18 protein-coding genes and 1 riboswitch are annotated in these 22177 nt (G+C 42.9%); of the genes, 3 read left to right on the top strand and 15 right to left on the bottom strand.

The window, feature by feature from the left end; all coding sequences use genetic code 11:
• Window positions 1-65: 65 nt before the first annotated feature.
• The 8 genes from A9176_RS06380 to A9176_RS06345 all read right to left on the bottom strand — a co-directional run bounded on the left by A9176_RS06380 (window position 66) and on the right by A9176_RS06345 (window position 10006).
• Window positions 66-1064 carry an AI-2E family transporter gene (locus A9176_RS06380; protein ID WP_077282689.1) on the bottom strand — a complete coding sequence of 333 codons (999 nt, stop codon included), beginning with the start codon at window positions 1062-1064 and terminating at the stop codon, window positions 66-68.
• Window positions 1065-1094: 30 nt separating this feature from the next.
• Complete coding sequence (locus A9176_RS06375; protein ID WP_077282687.1) at window positions 1095-2342, bottom strand: LCP family protein; 1248 nt, start codon at window positions 2340-2342, stop codon at window positions 1095-1097.
• 142 nt (window positions 2343-2484) lie between these two features.
• On the bottom strand, window positions 2485-4512 hold the full coding sequence (locus A9176_RS06370) for a KUP/HAK/KT family potassium transporter (RefSeq protein ID WP_077282685.1): 2028 nt from the start codon (window positions 4510-4512) through the stop codon (window positions 2485-2487).
• A gap of 205 nt (window positions 4513-4717) precedes the next feature.
• Entirely contained in the window at window positions 4718-5197 is a 480-nt protein-coding gene (locus tag A9176_RS06365; RefSeq protein ID WP_010004943.1) for a glutathione peroxidase, read from the bottom strand.
• A gap of 26 nt (window positions 5198-5223) precedes the next feature.
• Window positions 5224-6276, bottom strand: coding sequence for a 2,3-butanediol dehydrogenase (locus A9176_RS06360; protein ID WP_077282683.1), 1053 nt, complete (start codon window positions 6274-6276; stop codon window positions 5224-5226).
• A 163-nt stretch (window positions 6277-6439) separates the two neighbouring features.
• A complete protein-coding gene (locus A9176_RS06355) occupies window positions 6440-6988 on the bottom strand; it encodes an NADPH-dependent FMN reductase (protein ID WP_077282681.1) in 549 nt (182 codons plus the stop codon).
• A 94-nt stretch (window positions 6989-7082) separates the two neighbouring features.
• Entirely contained in the window at window positions 7083-8354 is a 1272-nt protein-coding gene (locus A9176_RS06350) for a 2-hydroxycarboxylate transporter family protein (protein ID WP_077283265.1), read from the bottom strand.
• Window positions 8355-8377: 23 nt separating this feature from the next.
• On the bottom strand, window positions 8378-10006 hold the full coding sequence (locus tag A9176_RS06345) for a malolactic enzyme (protein ID WP_029509347.1): 1629 nt from the start codon (window positions 10004-10006) through the stop codon (window positions 8378-8380).
• Window positions 10007-10147: 141 nt separating this feature from the next.
• On the opposite strand from A9176_RS06345, the gene A9176_RS06340 reads away from it, so the two are divergent.
• Entirely contained in the window at window positions 10148-11038 is an 891-nt protein-coding gene (locus A9176_RS06340) for a LysR family transcriptional regulator (RefSeq protein WP_077282679.1), read from the top strand.
• 83 nt (window positions 11039-11121) lie between these two features.
• The gene (locus A9176_RS06335; protein WP_077282677.1) at window positions 11122-12234 is read left to right on the top strand and encodes an SLC13 family permease; all 1113 of its coding nucleotides are present in this window, start codon (window positions 11122-11124) and stop codon (window positions 12232-12234) included.
• A gap of 34 nt (window positions 12235-12268) precedes the next feature.
• Here A9176_RS06335 and pnuC read toward each other — a convergent pair whose 3' ends face one another.
• The 6 genes from pnuC to dnaG form a co-directional block, all read right to left on the bottom strand.
• Window positions 12269-13054, bottom strand: a complete 786-nt coding sequence (pnuC, locus tag A9176_RS06330; RefSeq protein WP_077283263.1) for a nicotinamide riboside transporter PnuC — start codon at window positions 13052-13054, stop codon at window positions 12269-12271.
• A gap of 271 nt (window positions 13055-13325) precedes the next feature.
• Window positions 13326-13895: a uracil-DNA glycosylase family protein gene (locus A9176_RS06325; protein ID WP_077282675.1), complete on the bottom strand. Its 570-nt coding sequence runs from the start codon at window positions 13893-13895 to the stop codon at window positions 13326-13328.
• A 68-nt stretch (window positions 13896-13963) separates the two neighbouring features.
• Window positions 13964-14701 carry a 3-oxoacyl-ACP reductase gene (locus A9176_RS06320; RefSeq protein WP_077282673.1) on the bottom strand — a complete coding sequence of 246 codons (738 nt, stop codon included), beginning with the start codon at window positions 14699-14701 and terminating at the stop codon, window positions 13964-13966.
• Window positions 14701-15258 carry a QueT transporter family protein gene (locus A9176_RS06315; RefSeq protein WP_010004500.1) on the bottom strand — a complete coding sequence of 186 codons (558 nt, stop codon included), beginning with the start codon at window positions 15256-15258 and terminating at the stop codon, window positions 14701-14703. The genes A9176_RS06320 and A9176_RS06315 overlap by 1 nt, the downstream gene beginning before the upstream one ends.
• Window positions 15259-15264: 6 nt before the next feature.
• Window positions 15265-15310, bottom strand: a riboswitch (PreQ1 riboswitch).
• Between the two features lie 52 nt (window positions 15311-15362).
• Window positions 15363-16661, bottom strand: a complete 1299-nt coding sequence (gene rpoD / locus A9176_RS06310) for an RNA polymerase sigma factor RpoD (RefSeq protein ID WP_010001570.1) — start codon at window positions 16659-16661, stop codon at window positions 15363-15365.
• Between the two features lie 59 nt (window positions 16662-16720).
• Complete coding sequence (gene dnaG / locus A9176_RS06305) at window positions 16721-18583, bottom strand: DNA primase (RefSeq protein ID WP_077282671.1); 1863 nt, start codon at window positions 18581-18583, stop codon at window positions 16721-16723.
• Window positions 18584-19151: 568 nt separating this feature from the next.
• Between dnaG and rsgA the strand changes: the two genes are divergently transcribed.
• Entirely contained in the window at window positions 19152-20096 is a 945-nt protein-coding gene (gene rsgA, locus A9176_RS06300; RefSeq protein WP_207650667.1) for a ribosome small subunit-dependent GTPase A, read from the top strand.
• Window positions 20097-20255: 159 nt separating this feature from the next.
• On the opposite strand, the gene spxB is transcribed toward rsgA, so the two are convergent.
• Entirely contained in the window at window positions 20256-22076 is a 1821-nt protein-coding gene (spxB, locus tag A9176_RS06295; protein ID WP_029509339.1) for a pyruvate oxidase, read from the bottom strand.
• Between the last annotated feature and the right edge of the window lie 101 nt (window positions 22077-22177).

Below are 22177 nucleotides of genomic sequence, written 5' to 3'. Positions count from 1 at the left end.
GCACCCAAAACCATTCCTGTCAATGAAAAAAGCACGTGTGCGCACACGTGCTTTTTTATGCGGCTTTAAACGCCACGAAAACGTTGAATTTTGAAAAAATCTAATAAGAACGTTAAAATTGGTAACCCAATCACAAGACCCCAAACACCAAAGAGCTTTTCCATGATAATCAAATTCAATAAGATCACCAAGATGGGCATATGCGTCCGATGTGACATAAAATGTGGGTGCAAGAAGTAAGATTCCAAAAAGTGAATCACAGCCACCGCAATGAGGATCACAATGACCGTATGCCAATTACCGATAATAAAGGCAGTAATCGTTAACGGTACTAACGACACCAACACACCGACAACTGGAATCAAACCTAAAACAAAAATCATGATGGTAAAACCTAGTAAATATGGGAACTGTAAAAAGGCTAACACCGCCACCATTGCGGCGGTATTAATCACACAAATCAACAGTTGAACTTCAAATAGACGGCCCAAAATGATAATAAAGCGGTGCAAAATAATATAAAATTCACCAAAAAACTTTTTGTATGGACTGTGCAAAAAATGGAGCGACCAATTTCTTAACTGCGGATAAGTAATACAAAAAATAAAACTAAATAGTAACGCTAAAATCAATTCATAGATAATATGACCCAATTGATTGATTTGCGACAGCGCCTTCGTTAAGATTTGTTCGGTACTAAATGAGTTCGTATATTGATGAAAATTTTTATAGACTTCTTTTAAAATCCCATGGGATCGCCAACTGGGATCCGTTGCGAGGACAATCATGCTTTTGACTTGATGAATGAGCGTATTGGCCCCATGATCAATCGCCCAAGTCAGGAAGCCAACAAAAACGATATAAACTAAACTAATGGCAATCCCACGAGAAAGCTTGAAAATGCGTTGGACACGCTTACCAGCATTTAAGGCTAAATACGAAAAAATTGTCGTCAATAACAGCAAAGACATAAACTGTCTGAGCAAGAAAATGAGGACCACAATGGCCAGTAAAACAAAATAGCGATAAAATCGTCTATTCTTAACGGTTGCAAAAACGTTCATAGGGGCCTCTTTTCTTCAGTGACAGGTGCGTTAATTATTGGGCAATTTTTCGTTGCTTGCAGTATTGAATTCTGGATATTGGTCATCCGCAGAGCCAACTTGTGCCAACTGGTATGACGTGACATCACTACCAAATTCTTCACCAGTTGTTGCCGGTGATAACCCAAGGGCTGAGCGCACCGTATCCGTTACGGCTTGCTGTTGTGCCGTCGTTACCCGTTGATAAGACACACCTTGATACATTTGGCCTTCACCTTGGACAGTATAAGAGTTAATGTGCTTCGTTGCAGCCATGTAGTTTGATCCCAATGCTAACATATCCCCTAATTTAAGATTTGAGGCAATGTTTTTCGTTGTGGCATTAATGAAATCAGTGTTCAAAATCGTTGTCGGATTCGTTTTGACTTTGTTCATGATCGCTTCAAGTAAAATCCGTTGACGCTGGGTACGACCGTAGTCACCCTTTGGATCTTGATAACGCATCCGTGAGAAAGCTAAAGCGGCTTTGCCATCCATCTTCTTATAATGCTTAAAATGTTCACCGTCGGCGGCATAATAATAATCACTCTTTCCTTCGGTAAAACGATAAAGATCATTACCTGTTTCGTGTGCCGTTTCTTGACTAAAGTCGAAAGTCAAAGGTGATACTGCTTGAATCCCACCAAGTCGATCCACTACATCGCCAAGCCCACTCATATTCACCATGGCAAAATAATTAATTGGGATATTAAACATTTTTTGAATCGTCGTAATGGTCGTGCTCACGCCATCGCCCAAAGTCGCTTCTTCATCAGCCGTTTCTCTGAAAGCGTACGCCGCATTGAGTTTTTGTGGGAAACTTTCTTCAAACCCGTCAATGGATGTCATAATATCTCGTGGCAACGAAATCATGGTCGTAGTCTCTTTTTCAGGATTAACCGTCACTAACATCAGTGAGTCTGTCAAACCCGAACGATCACGATCTGCGCCAAAACCACCCGTCGTTCCCGTATCGGTTCCCAACACCAAAAAAGAAATCGGCTTCTTATCTTTAATTAATTGACTCGACATTTTTTCAGATTTAAGGCCTGTTGCCGAGTATGAATGGTCAATTGATTGTTTCAACTTGCTCGCATAGAAGGTACCTAAACCGATACCGACCAATGCCAGTACACTCAAAACCAATAACGCAATACGCCAACCCTTTTTACGCTTTGGTTGATGCAGGTCAGCCCTGTGACGATCAAGGCGTGAAGCTGACCCGTCAAGTGGCAATTCTGTCTTGTTGTTGTCAGACATATTGTCATTCCTTTAATGATATTATTTTTTTGCTACATTACCTAATTTAACACAAAAAATAGTAAAAGAAAAATAAATTTATCAGATTAAAATACCGGGAAAATCGACTGATTACCAATCGATTTTCCCGGTAATGATACCACTACTCGTTGTCCTTCAAAATGTTTTTCACTTCAATCTGGGTTAACTTCTGACGATTGGCAGTCGCAATAAAGAGCGGTACGATTTCTTCTACCACATCACTAAACTCCAACCCATAAAAGTTACTTGAACTCACCGTATGTGATTGTAACCAAACACGACCACCGATTAGGAAGCGATCCCAAGCATGAATGTTAGGTAAATTCAAGAGATCAGCGTAGTATTGGGTAGCCACAACATACTTAAAATCACCAACGTTACCATGTTTATTCATGGCATATTTAGGGAATTGTGGCTTTAATACATTTTGTTTAATCAACTCATTGGCCACCTGTTTTAGATAAACCGGAATCTGCGGTTCCACTTTAAACCCAAGATTAAATGTCACATGGACGATATTATCCGTTCCCAACATATCGACCGCATAACTCTTACCATAAGGATCACTTGATTCCTTAACCGTCACAAACCAATAAATCGTCGCGCGTTTTGGCCGTGAGCCAAGAATTGAATAGATCATTGACCGCTTTAGCATATAATTTTGATGCATATGCGCAATGTAGACCAAATTCGTCGCAAAAATTGGTTCGTCGTCATCCTTCGAGAGATTAATCAGTTGCTTACGATAATCCTTCAATGACACATAATCATCTTGCTTCGAAATGGCTTCCCGTCGCTTATTACCATAATACCAGACCACCATCACCAGCAAAATAGCGAGCATAATAATCAATGTCGCATAGCCACCGTGGATAAACTTCGCCAGACTGGCAATTAAGAAAACAAATTCAATGAAACCAAATAGTATTAAGAAGCCATACGCCAAAACTTTTTGGCCTTGCAATTTAATGAATTCAAACAATAAAATGGTTGTCATTAACATCGTGATTGTGATTGCTAGCCCATAGGCCGCTTCCATATTGTGTGATGTTTGGAAACTCCAAACCACAATCAGTCCAACCGCACAAAGCAACCAATTTACCATGCCAATATACATTTGCCCACGAACATTACTTGGATAAAAAATACGTAGGCGTGGCATGACTTTCAAGTTAATCGCTTCACTGACTAAGGTATAAGCGCCCGAAATCAAGGCTTGTGAGGCAATGATAGCGGCCAGTGTTGCTAGGATAACACCAACAAAGCGCCAGTGACCCGGCAAAATTTCAAAGAATGGATTGGCGGATTGGACCAAAAGATCAGGGCGTTGACTATTTGACATAATCCAAGCACCTTGCCCCATATAATTCAACACCAGCATACTATAGACAAACGGCCAACTGATATAGATATTCCGCTTACCCACGTGTCCCATATCCGAGTATAGCGCTTCCGCACCCGTTGTCGCCAAGAAGACACTCCCGAGAATAAAAATCCCCGTCTTGTTTTCCGGATTAAAGAGAATTTGAATCGCATATACTGGTGACAAGGCTTTCAAGATCGACAGATCAGAGAAAATATTAATGAGACCAAATACCCCAATAAACAAAAACCAAACGAGCATCACCGGACCAAAAATATTCCCAATTTTTTTGGTCCCCGCTTTTTGGAACGTAAAAATCACAAGTAATAGTACGCTGACAACACCGATCACCACGGTCTGATTATCTGGGAACAAAAAGGTCCCAATTTGTTGATTTTTTAACCCTTCAATGGCTGTGGTTACCGTTACCGCAGGCGTTAGCGTCCCGTCCGCTAGGAGCGCTGCCCCACCAATCAACGCAGGAATCAACAACCACTTTTTATTTGTTTCACGTACCCGACTATATAACGCAAAAATACCACCTTCACCGTGATTATCTGCTCGCAGTGCAATCAGGACATATTTGACCGTTGTAATCAACATCAATGTCCAAAAGACCAACGACACGGAACCCAGCACAAATTCTTGGATTTGTGCCACACTACGCGCACTGTTGAGAATCGAATTCATCGTATAGAGGGGTGATGTCCCAATATCGCCATAAACAATTCCCAACGCAACTAATGCACCAGCTGAAACCCATTTTGGTGCCTTAACAATAGACATTTTGTTCTACCTCATTTGTTGTATTAATTCTGTATAGCGATAATTATCTCACAAACCAAACAAAATGCCCACATTTTTTTACCGTAACACAGCACGTAAAAGACTGTCCGCCACCAGTTTTATTTTGGCTTTACAGACGACATATATATCAAAAAATGGCGCATAAAAAGCATCTTTCGACTTTAAAAGATGCTTGTAATCACTATTAGGCCAATAATTTTTCGATTTCAGGGATCATCGCTTCTGGTGATGTTGCTGGTGAAAAGCGCTTCACGACATGCCCTTCTTGATCAACCAAAAACTTCGTAAAATTCCACTTAATACGTTGACCCAAGACGTTTTTGGCATGATCTTTAAGATACGCAAAGAGCGGTGCTGTCTGTTGCCCATTCACTGCAATCAATTGATGCATCGGAAAAGACACGCCATAGGTTAAACGACAAGCGGCCGCTGCTTCCTCAGCTGATCCCAACTCTTGCTTAAATTGGTTCGATGGAAAGCCCAACACTACCAAACCTTGCGACTGATAGGTTTGATAAAGGGCTTCCAATGCTTCAAATTGCGGCGCATAGCCACACTTTGTTGCCGTATTGACAATAATCATTGGCTGACCAGCAAAGTCCCCGAGTGAATACGTCTCACCGTCTTCTTTTACGGCATTAAATTGATAAATATTATCAGTCATCGGTTCTTCCAATGCTGCACAACGGCCTAGTCTTCGTCTGCTAAGTTCACTAAAATTTTTGCCTGGGACTTATCGGTTGTCAATGACTCAAAGCCATCGGTGACAATGTTATCCAACGCAATCATATCAGTAATCACTGGCGCCACATCGATTAGGCCTTGGCTCACCAAATCAACGGTTTTTTGGAAAGTCTCTTTTGAATAAGCAATCGTTGTCGTCAGCTTAACCCCAGCGTTCATTAATTGCATCGGGTCAAAACTAATTGGTTTAGCAAAGATTGACACAATCACCATGGTACCGCGTGGACGTGTGGCAGCAATCGCTTGTTCAAAGGTTGGTTGCACGCCAGCCACTTCAAACGTCACGTCGGCACCATCAGGAATAATGGCTTTAATGGCGGCAATTGTATCGTCAACTTCACTGGGATTCACCACATCAGTGGCACCCATTTCCAAAGCTTTTTCGAGTCGAACTGCTGATAAATCAACAGCCACAATTTTAGTCGCCCCCGCTGCCTTAGCCGCTGCGGCAACCAAGACACCAATTGGTCCAGCCCCAAAGATGACCACTTTTTCACCAAAACGCAAGCCACCTTCTTTAACGGCTTGTACGGCTACGGCAGTTGGTTCAATCGTCGCAGCTAAGGTAAGCGGAAAGTCCTGTGGTAAATGGTACAAGTTAGCTTCTGGGACATTCACATGGGTAGTAAAGCCCCCATCTGTACTCAAACCAATAAAACTATACCCATCATACACATCAACATCATCTGCGACTTCACCCTTAGTGACAGTTGGATTAACTGACACATGATCCCCAACTTTAAAGCCAGTCACATCAGCGCCAACCTGTTCAACCACCCCAGAAAATTCATGTCCCATAGTTAGCGGTGCTTGACCACCTGTCAAACCATCTGGTTGTTCAACCGGAATAAAGACAGGCCCCTCCAGATATTCATGTAAATCACTGCCACAAATACCCGCATAGGCAACACGAACCACAACTTCATTTGCCTTTAACGGTTTTAACGTCACGTCCTCAACACGTACATCCTTTACACCATGCCATACAGCTGCTTTCATGTTCCTGCTCCTTTGCTTGCGTTAACTTATGTTCAGCATCTTTGGCCCCATTATAGCACTTACTGAAAGCGATAACACAAATTTAATATTACGATTCATACAACAATTATTGGCCAACAAAAAAAGTCGTGACCTCACGGCCGCGACTTTTTCAAATTTAAAATTATGACACAAACTTATCAGCAAATGTCACAAATTGTTGGGCGGCATCAGCCAAGAAGGCTTTGGTGTCCGCATTTGTAATTTGACCTGATTCATCAGCAAGTGTGCCGACATTACCGATGTAAAGTTCTGGTTGTTGCATGGTTGGCATGTCTAAGAAAACCAATGTTTGACGCAACACGTGGTGTGCCAATACGCCAGCGATGCCAGAAACTGATTGTGAGGCAACCAAAGCTGGCTTACCAGCCCAAACATTTTGGCCCCAAGGACGTGATGCCACGTCCAACGCGTTTTTCAAAGCTGCTGGAATGCTACGGTTGTGTTCTGGTGTCACAAAAATGAAGGCATCTTGTGCCAAAACGTCATTTCGGAAACGTGTGTAAGCTTCTGGTGAAGCCGCGTCGGAATCTTGGTTATATAATGGCAAATCCGCAATATTAAGGTAAGTGACCTCTGCATCAGCTGGCAAACCAGCAACAAGTGCATCCGCAACACCCTTTGAATATGAATTTTCCCGAATTGAACCAACAATAACACCATACTTTGTCATATGAATTCTCCTATCTTCTTACTATTTATAAGTATAAAGGAAAAAACAATAATTGCAAGTTTTATCTCTAAACAGTGATCCCAGCGGTGACATTTTAATGTAAGAAACGAATTAAGATACCGCCAAGAATCAAGACAATAGCGCCACCCATTCGGTTGCCCATCTGGGCAAAAGCAATCATCTCCATGCGATTAGCGGCTGACAAAACAGCAACATTTCCAGTACCACCCATACTATTATCAGCCATCCCTGCTGCAATTGCAGCTTCAACAGGATATAAGCCAAATAACTGACCGATTACCGCACTTGCCAATCCCATCACCAACACACTAGTCAAAACTAACAACACAAACTGCCAAGTCAGTGAATGCGCTAACACGTTCAAATCAATCAAGGCTAACCCAATACCAGCCAGCACGGCATGCGTTAAATTCCCCATGATCACTTGATTAAACATCACAACTGAATCTTCTAATGGCTTGGGTACCCAATTAAAGGCTTTAAAAATAATCACTAAAATAATAACAAACGCGTAGGTATGCACTTTTGGTACGAAATCATTCAAGATTGTACCGACCAAGAAAAATGAAAAGGCAAGCATTATCCCCACACCGATGCGTGTTGCATCAAGATTGGTCACCGGTTGTGATTTTTCAGCTGCTGTAATCGGAATTAGCACACCATGCCCATCATATTTGGTATTGGCACCGACTTTGGCAATCAAGGCTGCCCCAATGACTGCCATGACATTGCCTAACGTCACGGCTGGAATTAATTCAGAAAACATGACCCCAGCATTCGTCCCTAATCCTTGCGCATAAATATGTGATAGTGGAACGGCACCAGCGCCAATACCACCAGCCATCATCGGCATCGACACAAACATTACCGCATGACCAAAACCAACGCCAAGCAACCAGCCGATGATACCAACAGCAAAGAAACCAAGTACCATTGCTGCTAGCGATACTGGAATAAACCGCACGGCTGCCTTTAACAACAAATTACGATTCATACCTAGGATTGAGCCGACAATTAACGCGGCAATATAAAAATCCAATAAGCCGTTTTCATTCATAAAGGTTTTGGTTGCCGTGACCACATCAGCTGGTATCCAACCCAGTGCCGCTAACGCTGCAGCTGCAAAAATGGTAAAGACCGACCCACCACCCAAGTAAGATTTAACGATCGGCAAGCGATTACCAATATAGTAGAAAAAGTGTCCCAGCAAGACTAACATCAACGTTAAGCCCAACATATTAAGCGGCAACTTATGCAACGCAATGGTCAACGCTAAAATGACCATCATGGTGAGGTAAAGCGGTAAATTAACGCCACTAACCTGTGTTGCCCGTATTTTTTGCATCATAATTTTATTATCTATCCCGCTTAATATTCTGCCGACCACTTCGCATCTTTAACAGCCTGTTTTGCGTCAGCAATTGGCTCACGATTCAAACCTTGATCCAAGACACTTTGAGCGGTCACTTCAGCAATTTTTTGTGAAAACGCCGTCAAATGAGAAACCGGTGGCAATACTGCAGCGCCTGCTTCTTGCGCATCAACTAAGCCACCAAGCGCATGAATCGCCGCCGAAATAGTTTCCTGCGTTAACAATTTTGCCGTTGATGCAATCAACCCAAAGCCTAAACCAGGATAAATCAAAGCATTATTCCCTTGTCCGATTTTGTAAGTCACACCCTTGTAAGTCACATCAGCAGCCGGAATACCCGTTGCAATCAAAGCCTGACCATCGGTCCATTGAATGATATCTTCAGCAGTTGCTTCGGCCAGTTTGGTTGGATTTGACAAGGGGAAAATAATTGGACGTGGTGTATGTGCGGCCATTTCCTTCACAATCTCTTCGGTAAAGGTTCCCGGTTGTGTTGACGTCCCAATCAAAACTGTTGGATGAATCGTTTTCACAACATCCGCCAAGTTTGTCAACGTATCAGCATTGACAAATTCAGCACGTGAACGGGTGAATGGTTTTTGGGCGGCCGTTAAGTCTGGTGTATCGTCAAATAACAACCCTTGCTTATCGACCAAGTAGAAGTGTTGGCGGGCTTCGTCAGCAGTCAAGCCAGCACGCTGCAATTCTGTGAATATTTGATTGACAATTCCCATGCCAGCTGTCCCAGCGCCAAAGGTAACGAAGGTTTGATCAACGAGTTTTTCCTTAGAAATGTTCAAAGCCCCGAAGATACCAGCCAAAACGATCATCCCAGTCCCTTGAATATCATCGTTAAAGGTTGCGATTTCATCTTTATATTTATCTAAGATAACTTGGGCATTTCCCCGACCAAAATCTTCCCAATGCAACAATGATTCAGGGAACAAAGCTTGTTCAGCAGTCACAAATTGATCAATAAATGTGAGATAATCTTCACCAGCAACCCGTGGGTGCCGGTTACCCAGGTAACGTGGGTTGTCGAGCAAAGTTTGATTATTGGTGCCTGCATCAATACTGATTGCCAAAACACTAGCTGGGTCAATGCCGGCTGCTGCGGTATAAACCATCAATTTACCAACCGCGATATCAACCCCGTTGACACCCCAATCACCCATGCCAAGAATGCCTTCAGCATCAGTCACAACAACCAACTTAATATCACGACCAGCTGCGGCATTTAGCAAGGATTGTTTAATGTCTTCTGGTCGGTCAACTGACAAAAAGGCAGCATTTTGTGGATTAGTAAAAATTTCATTATATTGTTCAATTGCATCAGCTACAACTGGATCATAGACAATTGGCATAAATTCAGCGACATGTTGGTCCATCAAATGATAAAACAGCGTGACATTTTCATTAAATAAGTTCATCAAGAAAATACGCTTTTCCAGTGGCGCATCTTTTGATTGAAATTGCTGATAGGCTTGTGCGGCTTGCTCATCGATTGTTTGTACTTGACTTGGCAAAGTCCCAATCAGACCAAGCGTGCGACGTTCTTCTTGTGTAAAAGCCGTCCCTTTGTTCAGAAATGGATTACGCAGTACGTCATATCCTGTGGTTGTCATGTTTAAATCCTCCAAATGTTTGTTTATCATTTAACAACTGCCTTGACTATACAGGTCGCCATCGTTTATAGTCAAACAAGCACGTCGTCATAAATAAAATTTATGGTAATAATCAAAACATTGATATTTAGGGGTTTAAGCATGCAAATTAACGATTTAAAATATTATGATGCGTTATATCATGAAAAAAGTTTTACAAAAGTGGCTAAAAAATTCAAAGTAAGTCAGCCATCCATTAGCAGTGCCATCAAACGACTTGAGACATACTTTCAAGCCAAGTTAGTGATTCGCGGACATGCGACCGCAGATCTTAAATTTACGCTAGCCGGCGAACAACTCTACCAACATGCGGCCTCTATTTTAAATGAACTCGATAGCGCCCACCAAGAAATTACCCATTTGCAATCACGCACGACAACAATTGGACTGCCCCCAATTCTCAAACATGCTTATTTTGCCAAAATCGTGTCAGCCACCAAGGCTTTTGATCGCCAATATAATATTGACCATATGCATATTTATGAAGCTGGCTCTAACGGATTAACCCAATCGTTGGTTAATGGCGATATTGATTTAGCCTTACTTGGTTCTTTAGGTCAAGCCACTAATGACAAACTCCAAGTTTTTCCATTTGCCACAGCCCCGTTCTATATCTATATGGCCAAAACGAATCCGTTAGCCCAACAGCAAACTGGTATTTATTTTAAAGATTTAAAAGACCAACTGTTTGTCTCATTTGATGCCAGTTTTATTCACGTCCAAGCGATGAAACAATTAGCCAAAGCCGCTGGCATTCGCCCCAAAACGTTCTTAAAAACCAATGATGTTTCCTTTCTCATGAGCTTAGTAGCCGAAAACATCGGGGTCGCCCTACTAACCAATATCGTAACCCCAACCGATCCAAATATTGTCGCCATCCCCTTACTTGATGACAATCAACCAACTTTTAGTGCCAATGTGGCCTTTCGAAAAAATCATAATTTAACGACTGAGGAAACTTTACTCATCCGGATTTTATCCCAACAAGCCTAAGCCAAATCCCATCGTGATTAGCAACCCGTAGCCCTGAAAAATCAGGTATAATGAGTGAATATCGAATTCTAGAAAGCAAAAAAATGATCACAGTAGTCAAAAGAATTTATACCGATAAAACGTTTTTGGTCACGTTGGGCTTAGCCATCGTTGCCCTTATTTTCGGCCAAGTGTCGCCGAAAGATATTGATAGTCACACCATTTTGGCACTGCTGGCGTTGCTTGTTATTGTCACCATTTACGGCCAACTCCATGTCTTGACTTACATCGCTAACACCATTGTGGCGAAATGTCGCACAACCCGAGATATCATTGGGGTAATGCTCCTCTTTTCATTTGTTGGCTCGATGTTTTTTACCAATGATGTGGCCATTTTGACACTCGTGCCCATCTTCTTTAAGATTAGTCAACAACTCGCGCTCAAAAAAATTGTGCCGATTAGTTTATTAACCATTTATGCGAACCTTGGCAGTGCGTTGACGCCGTTTGGTAACCCACAAAACCTCTATTTAGTCTCGTATTATCATCTCAGCTTACCGCACTTTATGACCTTATCACTACCAATCGGTATGCTTGGTTTTCTAAGCTTAGTTGTCGTCACCTTGTTCTTTCCGGCACGACCAATTCCAGCCATGACGACAACAGTCCCACCCATTGATCGGCGCAAAGTCAGCTGGCTATTAGTCGCTACGGTGATCGTATTACTTGGTATCTTGTCAGTCTTACCAATTTGGCTAGCCGTCGTGGTCAGTTTATTAGCCGCTAGTCTGTTAGATCGCCAAGTTCTCGTCAAAGTCGATTACGGCATTTTGTTCATGTTCATCAATTTTTTCATCATTGTCGGTGCCATTAGTCGCTTACCAGCCATTCACCACCTCTTGTCATTCACAACAGACACAACGCTCAAAACATTTTTTGCCGGCGTCATCAGTAGCCAAGTAATTAGTAATGTACCCGCTGCGGTATTACTCTCTAAATTCACAACGCACGTGACTGGTTTGTATTTGGGCGTTACCGTTGGTGGTTTAGGAACGCTCATTGCCTCACTGGCCAACTTACTCGCCTTACGTCAATATCAGCTATTTGACCGTGATCGCTCAAGTTATCATTTTTTCAAAACATTTACTTGGCTCAACGTCGTCTATTTAGTTATTTTTATGGTCATTGGCAGCATGATTTGCCTCTGGCTCACCTAAAAAAGCAACCAAATCGCATTTGGTTGCTTTTTTGTTAAGCGGTTTGTGACTTTTTTAACCACATATATTGGCCATAAAATGAATTAATTAACATCATGATTTGCAAAGCAAGCATCGACGTTGCCCCAGCAGATGGGTCTGCTTGCAAGGCTCTGGTCCAGATAATCACGTTAATGACATCTAATACAATCCAAGCAATCCACTGCGAGCGATACCCATAGGTCATCAAGACTTGCCCAATGATGCCAAGCGGTAACAGTGTCGCATCAAGGTAAATTTGGGCACCATGCAGCGAATGACTAATGCCTAAAACAATCCCATAAATCACAAAGGTCATGATGAGATACAATACGGCATTTTTGGCTGATAGTTTTTTGGCTTGCACCGTATTGTCGCGCCCTTTATTTTGATGCCAAACCGAGATGCCGACAAACTGCATCACAAAATAAAAAGATTGCGACGCAATATCACCGATTAGATGATTATTTAAAGCAACAATTAACCACACCGCACAACCAAGGACACCCCAGCTGTAATTTGTTAAGCGGCCCTGATCCACTAAAATCAGATTCATGACCGTCGCGATACCAGTTATCAAACTGATCCAACCAATAAAACCAAAGTTTTGACCTAAAATAAACGCGACAACCGTTGCGCTGAGCATTAACCCCATCATGATGCGTGAGGTTTTGGTTAATGCTGTCAGATCACGTATATTCTCGCGTAAACTGAAGGTGTACCGGAGTTGTTTTGGCAACGCCTGGAGACCAATTTTAATGTTGGTCCAACGGGCAGCAGCCGAGTTTGTTAAGGCATTCATTGACATGTTAAGTTCTCCTATTGTTTTTGAGTAGCCGTGTCGGGAAGCAACGCTACATTGTGTCTGGGCAAGTATTCTCGGTTATTGGCCGGTCTATGGGACATGCATTATCATCCGCTAAACTCCTTCTGATTATTTGTGATATATCACACATTATTGCTTGCCTTATTATAGCGCATCAACCTCACTAATAAAAGTTAAATTGAATTTTATTATGATAACCTCATCACATCACAAAAAAACCAATCATTCAACATGATTGGTTGCTCGTTTATTTTAAAATATTGTGAACGGTGGTTTGTAGTGCTGGCACAACGTCCTGCAAAAACCACGGATTCTTTTTCAGCCAAATATTATTCCGTGGTGACGGATGGACAATCGGGAAATAGCGCGGCAAATAATGCGCATAATTTTTCACGGTTGCTGTGATGGTATCCTTTGGTGACAAGTCGAGATAGTACCGTTGGGCATAGGCACCAATTAAAATCATCAGTTCAACATCAGGCATTTGCGCCAAAAGGCGTGGATGCCATTTCTCAGCTATCCCGGCACGCGGTGGCTTATCACCCGACTTGCCCTTACCGGGGAAATAAAAATCCATCGGAATGACACCGAACAAACCAGAATCATAAAAGGTCGTTTCATCAACGCCCAACCACTCACGCAAGCGGTCCCCAGAGGCATCATGCCACATAATGCCACTATCTTGCACTTTTCGGCTCGGTGCTTGGCCAATAATGACAATTTTGGCCGTTGCTGGTGCCGAAAAAATAGGTTGCCAACCCTTTTGGGTAAAAGCCGCATTTTCCGGATCCGCCATAATTTCTTCTAAAATTGACATACTACTTGTTATCCCCCCTAGAAATAAGTTCAGTATAACATCAATTTTTGACTCTGTCACATCTGCCTTTAATGCCCTAATGTCCAGCCCCCATCAATCGGCAAAACCGCACCATTAATGTAATCAGCCTGTGGACTGGTTAAATATAACGTCAAATCAGCGACTTCTTGCGCGGTAGCCCAACGACGGGCAGGTGTTTGGGCCGCGACTTGTTTGGCCATCACCCCCTCACCAGCAAAATCAGCCGCGTTCATCGGCGTCGCAATCGCCCCTGGGGCAATGGCATTGACATGCAACCCTTGCGGCGCATAATCAAAGGCGAGCTGCTTGGTATAACCAATAATGGCATGCTTACTCGTGGTATAAGCGGCTCCGCCGCCACCAGCCGAAAAGCCTGCAATCGAGGCCATATTAATGATATGGCCATAGCCACGCGCCAGCATCGCCGGTAATACGGCATTACTTAAAATAAACATTGGCGTTAGATTCGTGTCGAGTACGCGCTGCCATTCTGCCAAATTAGTGGCCAACGACGGCTGATAGTCATCGAGCACACCAGCCGTGTTAAGTAAAATATCAAAATCAACGCGATTGGTCAGGTCAGTCGCTAGCGCGGTTAAAGCTTCATGGTCCCGTAAATCAATTTGATAAGTTTGTAAACGCGGATGCACCAGCGAAATAGGTTGAAAGTCCAACGCATAGACGTTCGCACCCGCAGCCAAATAAGTCTCAAGTTGCGAAAAACCGATGCCTGAAGCGGCACCGGTTACTAAAATATGCTTGTTTTGATAATCTTGTTCAATCATTATTTACTCAAATCCACAATTTTACTCAACGCGTAAATGACGACACCACCAATAATCAGTGAGGCCAATTCACCTGGTACTAAACTCACATAATACGCCAGCCATTGCGCCATCAGACCACCTTTAGCCCCTGACGGGAAGGCACCACTAGCACCAATATTAAAGGCAAAAGTAAATTCAGCCGCCAAAATCGCCATCCCCAACGTCGATACGACAACGGTACTGATAATAATTTTGATTAAGGCACTAGTAACACGTCGTGCCAAAAGATACGTCACCCCAGTCATAATCACGGTACCCAGTGTCCCAAATACCCAGTCAATCCAACCAAGTGGTGAGACCAAGTTTGCAATAAAGACCCCAATCCCTAATGCCACCACATAGCGCTTGTTCCAAGCGGCCAAATGATTAAGCCCTTCCGAAGCGCGTAATTGGACTGGTCCAAAAGCAATCGGTTGAATCACGAACGTAATCGCTGCGTAAATCGCTGCTACTACCGCAATTAGGGTGATGTTATGCGCCTGACGGCCGTTAGTTGTTGTTAAATTTTTTTGCATGATGGCAATCTCCTAGTTTTTTTAAGCGGGATGGTTGATGAACCGCTAATTACCAGCATAACATAGGGCGCAAAAAAAAGCCACGCAACGCGTGGCTTTTAAGATTAGATGTTACCGTCATCCATAAAGTCCTTCAATTGCTTTGAACGACTTGGGTGGCGCAACTTACGCAAAGCTTTTGCTTCGATTTGACGAATTCGTTCACGGGTAACCCCAAAGACACGACCAACTTCTTCAAGTGTCCGGGTACGACCGTCTTCCAAACCAAAACGCAAACGCAAGACGTTTTCTTCACGATCCGTCAACGTTTCCAAAACTGATTCTAATTGGTCACGCAACATTTCATAAGCAGCTGAGTCAGCTGGTGAAATGGCTTCGTTATCTTCAATGAAGTCGCCCAAATGTGAATCATCCTCTTCCCCGATTGGTGTTTCCAACGACACGGGTTCTTGCGCAATCTTCAAGATTTCACGAACCTTATCTGGTGTCAAATCCATTTCAGCCCCAATTTCTTCAGGCAAGGGTTCACGACCCAAATCTTGCAACAATTGACGTTGGATACGAATCAACTTGTTAATGGTTTCGACCATGTGGACTGGAATACGGATGGTACGTGCTTGGTCGGCGATGGCACGTGTGATTGCTTGACGAATCCACCAAGTGGCATAAGTTGAGAACTTAAAGCCCTTCGTGTAATCAAACTTGTCAACAGCCTTCATCAAGCCCATGTTACCTTCTTGAATCAAATCCAAGAATTGCATGCCACGACCAACATAACGCTTGGCAATTGAGACCACCAAACGTAAGTTAGCTTCTGCCAATTCTTGCTTGGCTTCTACATCCCCAGCTTCAATACGCTTGGCAATGTTAATTTCTTCATCACCCTTTAGCAAGTTTACGCGGCCGATTTCTTTCAAATACATCCGCACAGGATCATTGATTTTAATCCCAGCTGGCGTATCTTCAGCTTGATCAAGTTCTTCTTTAGAAGGCTTGTTTTGCTTTGCTTGCAAGACTTCTGGTGCTGGTTCACCCTTTTCATCCACGATGGCCACACCAGCATCTTCAACTTTTTCCATCAAGCGTTCAATATTTTCACCATCCAAATGGAACGGTTCTGCCAAACGTTCTGACAAAGTGGCATACGTCACTTCTTTGGCTGGCTTATATTCAGCAATCAACGCCTTGACGGCTTTGTCATATTCTGGGCTCTTAATAATCCCTGACTTTTTAGCCGCTTTTGGCTTTGAGGCACGACCGGCAGCAGCAGCTTCCTCTGGTGTTTTACCTTGTGCCAAAGCGAGTAACTCCGCTTTCTTGGCACGGCTATTATATGAAATGTTTTGTGAATCAAGATAATCTTTGATATCTGAGATTTTGCTTGAAGATAAATTAGTTGCCATGTCTTACTTCTCCTAATATACGGGTTAATCGTTATCACCGGATCTTTGGCCTAAGCCACTTACCCTGAATGTTGTTTCTTGAGGTTGATCAATTCTGTCATCAGTTGCAACAACTTGGTGTCATCATGTTGTTGCTTAGCGACGTTGATCAATTGTTGTAATTCTTGTACGCGTGCTTCAATCGGCGCCTCTTCCATAATGATTTGCAAATAATCACGAATCGCCTCATGCTCAATGGTAAGGTCACCATAAGCCCGATCAATAGCCATAATTTTTTGATTTAAAGCTGGTTTCTGGATAAAATCCATAAACTGCGCTAAATCAAATGGTTCTGGATGTTGCCCTTGATAAATAGCCGCCAACATCATCAATAATTGATAATCTGGATGCACAAACGCAAACCCCGTGGTCGCTTTGACCTGGGCCAATACCTGTGGTGACTTAATCATGGCCATAAGCAAGGCGCGTTCCGCCTGCTCAACTTTAGTTAAGCGTTGCCCAACCCGCGGCTCACTATCAGCTGGTGCTGCGGGTGGTGGTGTCATTTGATCGGTGTAGGCTTTTGACACACGTTTTGAATAATTTTGCGTAGCAGCTGGCCTGGCCCGACTTTGGGCCAACGTTTGTTGCAACTGTGCCTGCAACGCTTGTTTTGAAGTGCCAAACTCATTGGCGATTTTGGTCAGTTGTAAATCTTGTTCAACTGGCGTGGCTTGTTGCAAGGTTTGCATCACCTCTTGCAAAAAAGCCAGATACTGCACTTGGTTGCTGAGATTTTTCCCAGTCCGAGCAGCGTTGACCAAGAATTCAACCGGTGTTTGAATATTTTGTTCCAAGGCTTGTTGCAAGGCAGCTGTGCCACGCTGAATCCGTAGATCATCCGGATCTAATTGATCTGGCAAATGTACGATCCCAATCTCAACTTGTTGCGCATGCGTGCGAATTAACGTAATCGCGCGTTTGGCTGCCTTTTGGCCTGCTTCATCCCCATCGTAAACGAGTAAAATACGTTGGGCAACCCGTGCCAATTGCTGAACATGTTCTGGGGTTAAAGCCGTTCCCATCGTGGCAACACCCATAGTTTTGCCCGCCATGTCTGCCGAAATAACATCCATAAAACCTTCAAAAATCAGTGCTGTATTGGTTTGTCGCATCTGATTTTTAGCACGATCAAAATTATAAAGAATTTTGCCTTTTGTGAAAAATGGACTTTCTGGGCTGTTCATATATTTGATGGTGTTATCTGACGCGAGCGCACGCCCAGAAAAACCAACCACTTGGCCACGTGCCGTCTTGATTGGCCACACAATCCGTCCCGCAAAACGATCACGCATCACGCCTTGATCATTTGTAATAAACAATTCTGATGCTTGCAGGATATCTGGTGCGATATTTTGACCCTTGGCATATTGCAATAACACATTGTCATCCGGCGCAAAACCAATCCCAAATTGCTTGATGACCGCATCAGATAACTGCCGCTTATCGTGTAAATAAGCTAAAGCTGTTTCGCCTGATGTGGTATTTAATAAAATATGCTGATACAACCGTTGTGCCGCGGAATGCAAATCATAAATGGCTTGCGTGCGACTGTCAATGGGATGAGCGGCTTGCGCTGTCAATTGTTGATCAACTGGCATATCCGCTTTTTCAGCCAAAGATAGGACCGCTTCAGGATAGCTCAGCCCTTCTTTTTCCATGATAAAAGAAAAGACAGAGCCTGAACGACCACAAGAAAAACAGTTAAAGACCTGCTTGTTTTCTTCAACAAAGAGTGATGGATGGCGATCATCATGGAAAGGACACGATCCGTTCCATTGGCGTCCGCGTTTAACCAGTTGTGTATATTCCCCGATCACATCAACGATATTCACTTTTTTACGCACTTCATCAATGAAGGCATCTGGGATTCGACTTGCCATGGCCGCCTTTCAATAATAAAAGTCGCAGACCACAGTCTGCGACACGAATGAACTGTACAAAAAATTATACGTTTTTACGCGCAACTTGTCAAGTCATTTGTTTCGGTGCAATCGTTGATATGACGGCATTTTTATTTTTAAGTTACCAGATTATGTAAACCAAAAATAACGTGAGCCCATTAGCACCAAACCAAAAATTGATAACCTTTTAACTTTTTTCTGGTTTAGATATCCTATATTGTGTTTTCGAGCAGTAATGACTAGACTTTTTTCACTTTATTTTGAGGTATCTTGGCATTTTCTCATGTTCGCTCTCTGGTCAATACGGAAAATAAGCCACGACATCGACAATAAAATCCCTCCTCTGATACATTAGAGTGAAATAAGTTGTTTATTAGTTAAACACTTCAATTCGTTAATATTTCATTACTTTTCTAGTTGTGATACTATTTAATCAAGGATCTTGATATGTTAGAAAAAAAGTTCAACCACATTTTTTGCGACTGTTGTGTCACAAAATCATGATTTATATACCGTTGCTAAACATCATGCGTTGGCCAACGACGTTTTGTTAGCAAAAATTTCTGGCCAGTTCGCTTACAATATTAGCACGTCGTTATCATATCCTGTTGTGGGCGACATTGTGGCAATAACACATTCACCTTTTGATAAAATAGCGATTATTCATCGCGTTTGTCCACGCAAAAGTTTACTGTCACGCGTCACTTCTGGCAGCAGTCATACTGTTCAGCCGATTGCGGCCAATATCGACATTGTTTTTGTCACCACCTCACTTGATCAAAATTTCAATTTAAGTCGCATCGAACGTTACCTATCTGTCGCTTGGGAAAGCGGTGCCCAACCGGCCATCATTTTGACAAAAGCTGATTTAGTTGTTGATTTAGAAAACAAAATGGCAGCCCTTAAACAAATTGCCAAATCGTTACCTATCTTCGTGGCAGACAGTCATGAGTTTGCTTCATTAAAACATTTTTTATTGGCTCAACCACAAACTGTTGTGTTTATTGGCTCATCTGGCGTCGGAAAATCAACGTTGATCAACAATCTTCTTTGCTATGAAGCCATGCAGACGAAACAAGTTCGCATGCGTGACCATAAAGGTAAACACGCCACTACCCATAGACAATTATTTCAATTAAAAAATGGTAGTCAGATCATCGATACACCAGGTATGCGAGAATTACAAATTGATGTTGGCAATACCGAGGAAACTTTTGAAGATATTGCGCTTTTGGCTCAAAACTGTCGCTATAAAAATTGCCAACATCATGGTGAACCGGATTGCGCCATTTTTTCAGCAATAGCAAGCGGTCGCTTATCTCAAAAACGCTTCGACAATTATCAAAAAATATTACGAGAAAATAAGTACACGCAAATGTCAGCATCAGAAATTGCTGAAGATAAGTTCAATCGCTATTTTGGCAGCAAATCTGAAGCAAAGCGCGTCAGAAATCTTAAAAAAAATCGCCAAAAAGGCTATGGGCGGTTTTGAATTTATAGTGACTGCAATCATGGTGACGTTAAACCATGATTGCAAAGCCAAATCCTACACCATAACAGGCATTATCACCACAGATGCGCAAAAAAAGGTCAGATACACAAGTATCTGACCTTTTTAGCTCACCGCTATTTAACACATCGCGAGTTGCGCTTAAAAACTATATTTATTACCAGTAGCTGCTGCAACAACTTGTGACGTTAGGCCTTCAGCTTCAAGGAATTCACGGAATGGCACAAGATCTTGTGCTTCATACCGTTCTTTATAGGCTGTAATGACATCTTCGCTATACAACTTTGGATCAAGCTTTAACGTTTCAACTGGGATTGGTCGATCCTTCGTGATTTTTGCATCAATCACAACCACGCGACCTTGGTTGTAGTAGTCAACGGCTTCTTTCACAACCCGATCGACATCTTCAATGCGGCGCACAGTTAAACCAACTGCCCCTTGGGCTTCCGCAATCTTCGCATAATCAACGTCGGTAAAGTCAACACCGAAGTTATACGTATTCGTATCTTCATACTTATTTTTAATGAAGCCATATTCCGTATTGGTAAACACGACGTTAATTACTGGTAAGTTATAACGCACGTTAGTCACCACATCTGGGTATGTCATTGAGAAAGCGCCATCACCCATTAAGTTCCAGACTTGTCGGTCAGGATAAGTGTTTTTAGCCCCAATCCCACCTGGCAACCCAATGCCCATTGTGGCAAATAATGGTGACGTCCGCCACATATTCTTAGGCGTCATATGCAAGTGACGTACTGACATTTGCGTCACATTACCAACATCAGTTGAGAAAATCGCATCTTCGTCGGCATACTTATTAATCGCCTGATAGACTTGATAAGCTTGTAAATCGCCTTCAGTTTTTTGTTCCAAGCGGTTCAGATATTGACGCCAGTTTTGAACATTTTTAACGTTAGCTTGCCACCATGGCGAATCAGAAACTGCAGTCACCTTATCCAAAATTGCCGTAATGGCCTCACCAGCATCCCCTAAGATCGCCACATCATTGCGGTGACGCTTACCTAACATGGCAGGGTTGCTGTCAATTTGGATGAACTTCTTAACATTGCGGAAAGTCCCTTCAACTTCAGAGAATGGGAAGTTTGTCCCCGCAAACAAGACCGTATCAGCTTCCAAAACAGCTTCGTTGGCTGGTTTCCAACCAACACGGAACGTTGAGCCCGTAAAGCCTTCAAAATCCCACTCAAATGTTTCAAAGTTCTTCCCTGTCGTAATAATCGGTGCTTTAAGCTTACGGGATAATTCTTGGACGGCTGGGCCATGTCCCATTGTCCCAATTCCAGCATAGATGATTGGTCGCTTTGCTTGGTTCAACAGTTCTACCGCCGCATCAATATCGGCTTCGTCCACTGGGGCTGAACGGTATTCTTTATAAGTCAAACCTGATGAATAAAGCGGTGAAGAGTAAAGTGCGTCAGCATCAATTTCTGTAAAGCCAAAATCAGCTGGGACTTCTAACACGGCAACGCCACGTTTAGCGATGGCCGTGCGGATCGCATCATCAACCAAATGCGGCAATTGTTCCGCAGTGGCAACACGACGGTTATAAACAGCAATGCTTTCGTACATTGGGTTTTGGTTTAATTCCTGAAATGAATCCATGTTCAATTCACGAACAGGCTTTGAGCCCAAGATGGCTAACACTGGAATATTATCCATCGCAGCGTCATAAAGCCCATTAATTAAATGTGTGGCTCCAGGACCACCTGATCCCACTGTCACACCCAATTTGCCACCGAATTTCCATTGCATCACAGCGGCCATTGCGCCAACTTCTTCATGTTTTACCTGAAGAAACTTAATGTCATTATCAGGATGCCCCATGGCATTCATCAAACCACTCAAAGTACCAGATGGAATCCCATACATTGTGTGGACACCCCACCCTGACATTACTTTTAGTGCCGCAAGACCCGCTGAAATTTTATTACCTGACATGTTACTACTCTCCTTCAAAATATGATCACTTTTTGTAAGCGCTTTCATTTCACATACTTAGTATAGGTCATGGCCGATATAATAGCAAGCCCCAAAACCAT

The sequence above is a fragment of the Leuconostoc garlicum genome, assembly GCF_001998805.1.
Lineage (GTDB): Bacteria > Bacillota > Bacilli > Lactobacillales > Lactobacillaceae > Leuconostoc > Leuconostoc lactis.
This window is presented reverse-complemented; position numbering and strand designations above follow the sequence as displayed.